Origin of the sequence: Intrasporangium sp., from assembly GCF_036566125.1 — a bacterium.
Classification (GTDB): domain Bacteria; phylum Actinomycetota; class Actinomycetes; order Actinomycetales; family Dermatophilaceae; genus Intrasporangium.
The window spans coordinates 1-8,406 of record NZ_DATCWX010000078.1; the positions used below are offsets into that span (position 1 = coordinate 1).

The 8,406-nt window shown below is 69.5% G+C and carries 7 protein-coding genes, 1 tRNA gene, 1 pseudogene and 1 riboswitch; of the genes and pseudogenes, 8 read left to right on the top strand and 1 reads right to left on the bottom strand.

Translation table 11 applies throughout. From position 1 onward, the window contains the following. The 7 genes and pseudogenes from VIR15_RS04690 to VIR15_RS04720 all read left to right on the top strand — a co-directional run. Positions 1-727 (top strand): annotated as a pseudogene (locus VIR15_RS04690) (serine/threonine-protein kinase); the annotation flags it as partial. A gap of 245 nt (positions 728-972) precedes the next feature. Then, positions 973-1,118, top strand: a riboswitch (cyclic di-AMP (ydaO/yuaA leader). A 5-nt stretch (positions 1,119-1,123) separates the two neighbouring features. Further along, positions 1,124-1,795, top strand: a complete 672-nt coding sequence (locus tag VIR15_RS04695) for a transglycosylase family protein (protein ID WP_331926315.1) — start codon at positions 1,124-1,126, stop codon at positions 1,793-1,795. A 137-nt stretch (positions 1,796-1,932) separates the two neighbouring features. Further along, positions 1,933-2,005 (top strand) — tRNA-Thr (locus tag VIR15_RS04700). 296 nt (positions 2,006-2,301) lie between these two features. Then, positions 2,302-3,669 (top strand): ferredoxin reductase family protein, encoded by a 1,368-nt coding sequence (locus VIR15_RS04705; RefSeq protein ID WP_331926316.1) that lies wholly within the window; start codon positions 2,302-2,304, stop codon positions 3,667-3,669. A gap of 192 nt (positions 3,670-3,861) precedes the next feature. Beyond that, positions 3,862-4,767 (top strand): ROK family protein, encoded by a 906-nt coding sequence (locus VIR15_RS04710; protein WP_331926321.1) that lies wholly within the window; start codon positions 3,862-3,864, stop codon positions 4,765-4,767. Next, positions 4,764-5,720 (top strand): 1-phosphofructokinase family hexose kinase, encoded by a 957-nt coding sequence (locus VIR15_RS04715; protein WP_331926317.1) that lies wholly within the window; start codon positions 4,764-4,766, stop codon positions 5,718-5,720. The genes VIR15_RS04710 and VIR15_RS04715 overlap by 4 nt, the downstream gene beginning before the upstream one ends. Further along, positions 5,717-6,550 carry a class II fructose-bisphosphate aldolase gene (locus VIR15_RS04720; protein ID WP_331926318.1) on the top strand — a complete coding sequence of 278 codons (834 nt, stop codon included), beginning with the start codon at positions 5,717-5,719 and terminating at the stop codon, positions 6,548-6,550. Before VIR15_RS04715 ends, VIR15_RS04720 begins: the two co-directional genes overlap by 4 nt. A gap of 55 nt (positions 6,551-6,605) precedes the next feature. On the opposite strand, the gene VIR15_RS04725 is transcribed toward VIR15_RS04720, so the two are convergent. Beyond that, complete coding sequence (locus VIR15_RS04725) at positions 6,606-7,505, bottom strand: SIS domain-containing protein (protein WP_331926319.1); 900 nt, start codon at positions 7,503-7,505, stop codon at positions 6,606-6,608. A gap of 126 nt (positions 7,506-7,631) precedes the next feature. On the opposite strand from VIR15_RS04725, the gene VIR15_RS04730 reads away from it, so the two are divergent. Then, the coding region (locus tag VIR15_RS04730) for a DeoR/GlpR family DNA-binding transcription regulator (protein ID WP_331926320.1) at positions 7,632-8,406 on the top strand (775 nt) is incomplete at its 3' end.

The window sequence follows — 8,406 nt, forward strand, 5'->3', positions numbered from 1 at the left end:
CGCCCCGGTGGCGCGCGGCCCGCAGACCCCGCCACGCGCCTGGCCGGCGACTGGTGGGGGAGCGAGCTCAGCGGCATACGGCGACATTGAAGTCGAAGACAACGGTGAACTGAACGTTCCTGTGCGGGAAGGTGATCCGCGGATCGGCTTGGCGAATCGGACCGGCACCCTCTGGGCGGCGGCAGCGGCCTGGCTGGGACTGCTCGCGTTGTGGCCCGGCGTCGCGGTCGTCGTCCTGGTCACCTGGTCGGTCGTCGCGCGCGCCGTGGACCGGTCGATGACGGGCCTCGTGCTGCGGCGGTACGTCCACGGCAGGCGCCCCAGCGACGCCCCATGGGCGGTGATCACGAGCCCCTGGCACGTGGCCCTCGGAGCCGTCGCCACATTCCTTGCGATGATCCTGCCCGTCTCCGTGGCGGTGGCCGGCGTCTTCTCGGGCGCGCTGATGCTCGGCGGGACGACCGGCAGCGACCTCGATCCGGGCACGCCGGCCACCCTTGTCTTCGGCGGCGCCCTCGCGCTCGCCATGGCGTGGTGGGGGCCGGGAGGCGCTTCTCTGCGTCGCGGGACGCGCTCGATCGTGCGCACTGTGGCACCCGATGGCCTGCCGACGCAGATCGTGGCAGGCACGCTCGCGAGCGGCGGCGTGGTGCTCGTCGTGGTGGCTCTGAGCCGCGGAATGAGCAGCACGTGGGCGCCGTTCGGGGGCAGCCCTTTCGGGCCCTGACGCGCTGCGGCGGTCAAAGTTCGCGTAAAGGAATGGTCAAGACACGATCACGAAAACGTCTCGGATTTCCTTGTATCGAGCCGCTTCGTCCCGTAGCGTCAACCGTCATGGCCTCGGCCATGACCCCGGCGCCTCCTCGCGCAGCGGTCCGTCGGCACCACACTGGCTCCACACCCTGTGGCGCAAAAGTGAACAAAGCCACCAATAGCGGTCCCTGATGCGCCGAGCCTCGCGAGCCAGGGAAATCACCCGGATCACCGGGTCCGCGCGAGGACGGGGAACCCATATCGCCGACGAATCGCCGGCTTGGGGTGAAGTCGCGAGAGCGACGGGGCCAACCTGACGGTCCCAACCCGACAGCTAACTCCGCAGGCGCCTGTCAGGAAGGAAACACCCATGCATTACCAGCCGAAGCATGCTGCCGCGAAACATCCGCGGGTCAAACAGCGGATGGCAGGGGTCGGCCTCGCTGGCGCCGCCACCGTCCTCGGCGGCATTGCCACCGCCGGATCGGCCAAGGCGGACGGTTCCGTCTGGGACCGCGTCGCCCAGTGCGAGTCCGGCGGCAGATGGCACATCAACACCGGCAACGGCTACTACGGGGGCCTGCAGTTCGCTCAGGGCACCTGGGCGGGGTACGGCGGCCTCAGGTACGCGTCGCGCGCTGACCTCGCGAGCCGGTCCCAGCAGATCGCGATCGCCCAGCGGGTCCTCTCGGCGCAGGGCCCCGGCGCCTGGCCGGTGTGCTCCGTTCGCGCCGGGCTGACGAGGTGGAACGGTGGCGCGACGAGCTCCCCCGTTCGGGCCAGCCGCAACTCGACCAACTCGACGACGCAGAAGACGTCGACCAAGAAGTCCTACGCGCCGCAGCGGCAGACGGTCCGGCAGGCCCCGGCCCGCTCGACTGGCACGGGGGCGCGGATCATGGTGCGAGCCGGCGACACCCTGTCCGAGCTCGCGGCCAAGCACGGCGTGCACGGCGGCTGGCATGCTCTGTACCAGGCCAACCGCGGAAGGATCAGCAACCCCGACCTCATCTACATCGGCCAGGTCATTCGCCTCCCCTGAGCGTTGACTGGCATCCTCGAGCTGGGCGGTCCCGTGACCACTTCCCCCTGGGTGGTTGCGGGGCCGTCCTTCTTTTTCCGTATGCCGCTGGGCTCGGTTACGCTTTCGGCGTTCCTCACCTGCCCGGCGAGGTTCCCGCTGGCGTGGCGCAATCGGTAGCGCACCTGTCTTGTAAACAGGTGGTTAGGGGTTCGAGTCCCCTCGCCAGCTCCGAATCGTTTGATACACAGAGGGATTGGGACCCCACCCGTTCCTGTCTGCCATCTGTTTGTGTCCGTTCGTGTCCCGAGCGGCTGGTTCCGGATCCGGCGACGGTCCCCAGCGGGCTGGACGCATCCCCAGTCTCGGCTGAAGCTTCCGATACCGGCACGGGTGGGTAAGTAAAGGGTGTTGACGTGCGGGCGCCCCCGGACGGCCCCGGTGGCCGGCCGTGAGCGCCGGGCGCACGGCGATACCCACCCCGGTGCGCGACGCCCGCACCAAACCGATCGGGACCGGAGAGCACCATGGCCGTCGACACCCGGCTACGACACCGTCGGCACTACCGCGGATCGCACATCGTGACCCGCATCATGGGTCCGCTCACGATCGCATCGCTCGTCTTGGCGTTCGCCCTGCTGTGGTTGCTCGCCCGACCGGCGGGCCCGGTGGGACCCTTCGTGGGGCAGCTTCTCGGGGCCGAGGGCGTGATGCTTCTTTCGGTGGGGCTCGTGCTCATCGGCGCGCTGCCTTGGGTGGAACAGTTCTTTGACGGCGTCGACAAGGCCGCTGTGTGGCATCGGCGGGTCGCGATCACCGGCACGATTCTTATCGGCGTGCACATCGCGGCGACCGGTAATCCCAACGCCACGCAGCTCGGTCCGACGCTCGGCACCATCGGCATCAGCGGCCTGGCAGCCCTGACGGTCTGGGCGATCGCACCCCGGTGGCGGTCCATCACCCCCCGGCCGGTACGTCCTGCCGTCCTGCGACTCATGGAGACCGCGCCGGTCCGGTTCGTGGGTCGGTGGATCGGGAACTACGGACTGTGGCGAGGGTTCCACCGGACCACCGGGCTCTTCCTCGGGTTTGGTTTCGTCCACGGGCTCATGGACGCCTCCGTCTTCGGTTCGCAGCTGCTGCGCTGGTCGTACGTCGCGGTGGGCGGTGTTGGGCTCGTTGCCTACCTCTACCGCGAGCTGTTGGCCCGGCCTCTGGCCCGCACCCACGACTATGAGGTCTCATCAGTCAGCCCCATCAACGACTCGTCCGTCGAGATCTGGCTCAGGCCGCTCGACGACCGCTTCACCTTCCGGCCCGGCCAGTTCGCGTTGGTCAACCTCGAGGCCCGCGACGGATGGCATCGCCACCCGTTCACCATCGCCAGCGGCCCGAGCGAGGACGAGGTCCGCATCACGGTTGGGTCGGCCGGCGACTTCACTTCCAAGATCGGCGATCTCGTAGAGCCGGGTATGCCCGCCGTTATCAGCACTCCCCAGGGACACTTCGACTATGGTCGCGGCACCGAGCGCCAGGTCTGGGTTGCTGGTGGGATCGGTGTCGCGCCAATGTTGAGCTGGCTCCGTTCGGCGATACCCGGGGAACTGCCGGAACGCGTCGACTTCTTCTACACGGCGCGTGGGCCTGCGCCCCTGGCCGACGAGGTGGCCCACATCGCCGGGCACCACAAGGAGCTGCAGCTACACCTGGTCGATACGACGACCGACCCGCGGCTCACTGCTGACCACATCCTGGCCACGGCCGGCGCGGAGCCCCGGAAGCTGTCGGCGTTCCTCTGCGGGCCGGAGGGCATGGTCAACTCCCTGCAGCGCGACCTCGTGCGCGCTGGGCTCCGACCGGCCAATGTTCACCGCGAGTTCTACAACCTGCGCTGATCAGCCCAGGGTCGATGGTCGACGCACATTCCGACGTGTGTCGTTCCGGTGGCGAGATGCGCATCGGACCGTCATGGGTACGCCGGGGTGACGGTGGCACGCGAGCCGACCGGGCACCGGTGGCGGACCCTGTCCAGATATGATCGCTCAACTGTTCAAACGTGCAATAGCGCGCATAAAATGCGCACCGTGATGCGCGAAGCAGTGGTCGGCATCGATGTCGGCGGCACCCGGATCAAGGCCGCCTTGGTGACCCCGTCGGGTGAGGTCCTCGCCGAAACCGTTCGCCCCACTCCGGCTGACGTCGGGCCGCAGCTGGGGGAGGTTGCGGGCAAGGCGGTGGTGGACCTGACCGCCGCTGCCGCCGACGCTGTCGACGTGCTCGCGGTGGGTGTTGCCGTCCCAGGTCTCGTCGACGAAGCGGCCGGAGTCGGAGTCTGGTCGGCCAACCTCGGCTGGCGCGAACTCGACCTGCGCGGCACCGTCGCCACCCAGATCGAGGTACCGGTGGCGATAGGCCACGACGTCCGCTCCGGCCTCCTCGCCGAACACCGGCTGGGCGCGGCGCGCGATGCCGACAACGTGCTCTTCGTCCCCCTTGGCACCGGGCTCGCGAGCGCCATCCTGTGCCGCGGCAAGCTCGTGACCGGCGGACTCTGGACGGGCGAGATAGGCCACGTCATCGTCGTGCCCGATGGGCCGCTGTGCGGATGCGGCCAGCGCGGCTGCCTCGAAGCGCTCTCGAGCGCAGGGGCCATCGGACGGCGGTGGTCCGAGGCGACCGGTATCCTCGGCGACGCCCAGGAGGTTGCCCGACGCGCCGACGCGGGCGAGGATGTCGCGCGCCGGATCTGGCAGGAGGCGATCGAGGCTCTCGCCATCATGGTCGCCCCGGTCGTCGCGGCCGCCGGCACCGAGCTCGTACTCATCGGCGGGGGCCTCGTGCACGCCGCCGACATCCTGCTCGATCCGCTGCGCACCGCGCTGGCCACTCGGCTGGGTGGCCGAGACGACGTCGCCGTCGAAGCGGCCGCCCTCGGCGACCGAGCCGGCTCGCTGGGCGCGGCGACGATCGCGCTCGACCTCGTCGGACGATGATCGTCACACTCACCCCCAACCCGGCCATCGACATCACGTATGCCGTCCCGACCGTGACGCTGGGTGAGTCACATCGCGTCGCGGAGGTTCACGAGCGGGCCGGGGGCAAGGGGATCAATGTCGCTTCGGTGCTGACTGGGCTGGGCCGGCACGCCGTCGCGGTTGCACAGATTGGCGCCGACGACTTGGCAGCCTTCGCCACCGATCTGTCGGATCGGGGCCTGAGTCATCGCTTGGTCGAGTCGCCTCGTCGTACCCGCAGATCCGTGGCGGTAGTGGACGACCGGGGCGAGGCGACCCTCTTCAACGAGGCTGGCGAGGCACCGCCCGACTCCGTGTGGATGCGCATGGTGGAGGCGCTGGCGGCACTCGCACCGAAGGCATCCGTGGTGACGATCTCGGGTAGCCTTCCGGCGGGCGCACCCGACGACCTCGTGGAACGTCTGACCAAGGAGGCGCACCGCGCAGGCCTGCACGTGGTGCTTGACGTCGGCGGCCGGGCGCTGGCGCGTGCCCTCCGTGCGCGGCCGACTCTCGTCAAGCCCAACCGCTCCGAGGCCGAGGCGACCCAGCTCGGTTGGCCTCGCACCCTTTCGCCCACCACCGCCGACCTCCTTCTCGCGCTTGTCGACCACGGCGCCGAGGCCGCGGTCGTCAGCGATGGCGTGAACGGCATACAGCTGCTCCACGATGACGTCCAGCTCCGAGCTTGGCTGCGAGAACCGCTGAGGGGTAACGCAACCGGCGCCGGCGATGCCCTGACGGCGTCGCTCGCCGCCGACATCGAGACGCTCGGCGGCCCGCCCCAAGGGCGCGACGCCTGGGCCGAGGTGCTGATGCGCGCAGTGGCATGGTCCGCTGCAGCCGTCCTGCAGCCGATCGCCGGCGTCGTCAACCCGACGGACATCGAACGCTTGATGGCAAGCGTCGAGGTCGAGGAGAGTCTCGTATGACTCTCGTGAACCTCGCGCAGGTGCTCGAGCCGGCGCGCCGGGTCGGTCGCGGGCTCGCTGCCTTCAACGTCATCCAGATCGAGCACGCCGAGGCGTTTGCCGCTGCCGCAGAGAAGGTGAGCCTGCCGGTCGTCATGCAGATCTCGGAGAACTGCGTTCGCTACCACGGCTCGCTGGCGCCGATCGCCGCCGCCACTCTGGCGATCGCCGACGCCTGCCACCAGCCGGTCGTCGTGCACCTGGACCATGCCGAGGACGCCGGTCTCGTCGAGGAGGCAGTACGGCTCGGACTGACGTCCGTGATGTACGACGGGTCGCGGCTGTCGGACGGCGCGAACCGCGCCGAGACTCGACGGGTGGTCGGGCTATGCCGCGCCCACGGTGTGAGCGTCGAGGCGGAGCTCGGAGAGGTCGGCGGCAAGGACGGCGTGCACGCGCCGGGCGTCCGCACGGATCCCGGCGAGGCGGCCCGGTTCGTCGCCGACACCGGGGTCGACGCGCTCGCGGTCGCGGTGGGCAGCTCGCACGCAATGACCGAGCGGACGGCCCAGTTGGACACGGAGCTCATTGCCGCACTCAGGCACTCGGTGCCGGTGCCGCTCGTGCTCCATGGTTCATCGGGGGTGGCCGATGAAGGGCTGGCGGCAGCGGTGCGGGCCGGGATGACCAAGGTGAACATCGCCACGCATCTCAACCAGGTTTTCACTCGGGCCGTGCTAGACCGGTTGGAGAACGCGCCGACGGTCGACACTCGGAAGTACCTCGGGGCGGCGAGGGACGCAGTCGCCGACGAGGCCGCGAGGCTGATGCGCCTACTGGCAACTGCCTGAAGCCCGGTCGAGACGCCCGTGATTGGGGTGTTGTTGCGACGGGGTTGGTTCTGGGTCAGTCGAGGACGATGCTGCGGGTTAGGTTGCGCGGCGCGTCGGGGTCGAGACCGGCGGCCTGGGCGCGGGCGAGACACAGCCGGTGCAGCCGTACGAGATCGGCCATCGGGTCGAGGTCGCGGTGCTCGAAATGGGCGCCGGTGGCGCGTACCTCTCCCGCAAGACCATCCGGCACCTGGCCGAACGCCCACACTGCCCGGCCGGGAGCGGCGATGCTGATCGGGCCGTGGCGGTACTCCATCGCTGGGTAGGACTCGGCCCAGAACTGTGAAGACTCGCGGAGCTTGAGCGCCGCCTCGCTGGCGATGCCGTTGCTCCAGTCCCGCCCCAGAAACGTCAGCTGCTCGGCCGTCAGTAGGGGACCAAGCGCGGAGCTGGCATCCTCGGCCAGGACTGCGCGCGCCTGATCCACTACCGGAGCGAGGTCATCGCCGAGGGAGGCGCGCAGCAGCGCGAGCGTCGTGGTCGCGAAGCGGGTCTGCACCACCGACTGCTCGTCGACGTCATCGAGCACGATCGTCGACGAGGAGGCTTCCGCGACAGGGGTCCCCGGTGTGGCCACGATCGACACGTGCGGCACCTCTGCCGCCCGCAGTTGCTCGACGACCGCGATGACCTCCGTCGTGGTGCCCGAGCGGCTGACGACCACGACCCGGTCGTAGTGGCGCGCGAGCCGGTGCTCGGAGGCGGCGAACGCATCGGTGACCCCTTGCCCCAAGGACTCACGCCGGGCGGCATACGCCTGCCCCATGAACCACGACGTGCCGCAGCCGATCGTCGCTACCCGCTCGCCCGGCCGGGGCAGCACCCCCCTGAACTCGTCCAGGCGCCCGATGGTGCGGGCCCAGTCGTCGGGCTGGGTGGCGATCTCTCGGGCGAGATGAGAGGTCTGCGACATGAGGCGACTCCGGAACGTCTGGGTGGGGCGGACGCAGCTCATGAATGATCGTGTCTGCGCGAATCCCAGCGTAAACGCGCAGCAATGGGCATGTCCAATGGCCAAACTGCGCGGTAAGGTCGGCGCGTGACCGATGAGGCTGCCCACGGGCGCAACCGGGTCAGCCGGTGGTCGATCATGCTCGACCATCTCGCAACGTCCGGCCGCCTCGGCGTTGGGGAGGCCGCGGAGCTCCTCGGGGTGAGCGAGGCGACGATCCGGCGTGACTTCAACGACCTCGCGAAACGGCAGCTCGTCACCCGCAACCATGGCGGCGTTGTCGCGACGTCGGTGGCCTACGAGCTGCCGTATCGGTACCGCAGCAGCCTCGGCGACGACGACCGTGCTCGCGTCGCCGACGCCGCCGCGAAGCTCGTCCAGCCGGGTCAGGTGATCGGCCTCAACGGCGGCACGACGACCACCGCGACGGCGCGCGCCATCACCGGGCGCGAGGACCTCGTGGCCGACGGTCGCGAGATCACTCTCGTCACCAACGCGCTCAACATCGCCACTGAGGCGGTGCTGCGGCCGCACGTCAGGTGCGTCTCTCTGGGTGGCGTCGCCCGGCCGGAGTCCTACGAGGTCATCGGCCCCCTCGCGACTCTGGTGTTGCAGCAGTTGCGGCTCGACATCGCGTTCGTCGGGGTCAGCGGCCTGACGGCCCGCGAGGGCGCGACGTGCCGGGACGAGGAAGAGGCCGCGGTCATCCGCACCATGATCGAGCGCTCCGAGCAGGTCATCTGCGTCACGACCAGTGACAAGCTCGGCGAACGCACCTTCGCGGCCATCTGTCCCGCCGAGCGGATTGACCATCTCGTCACCACGGCGGGTGCTGACCCCGAAGAGATTGGCGCCCTGCAAG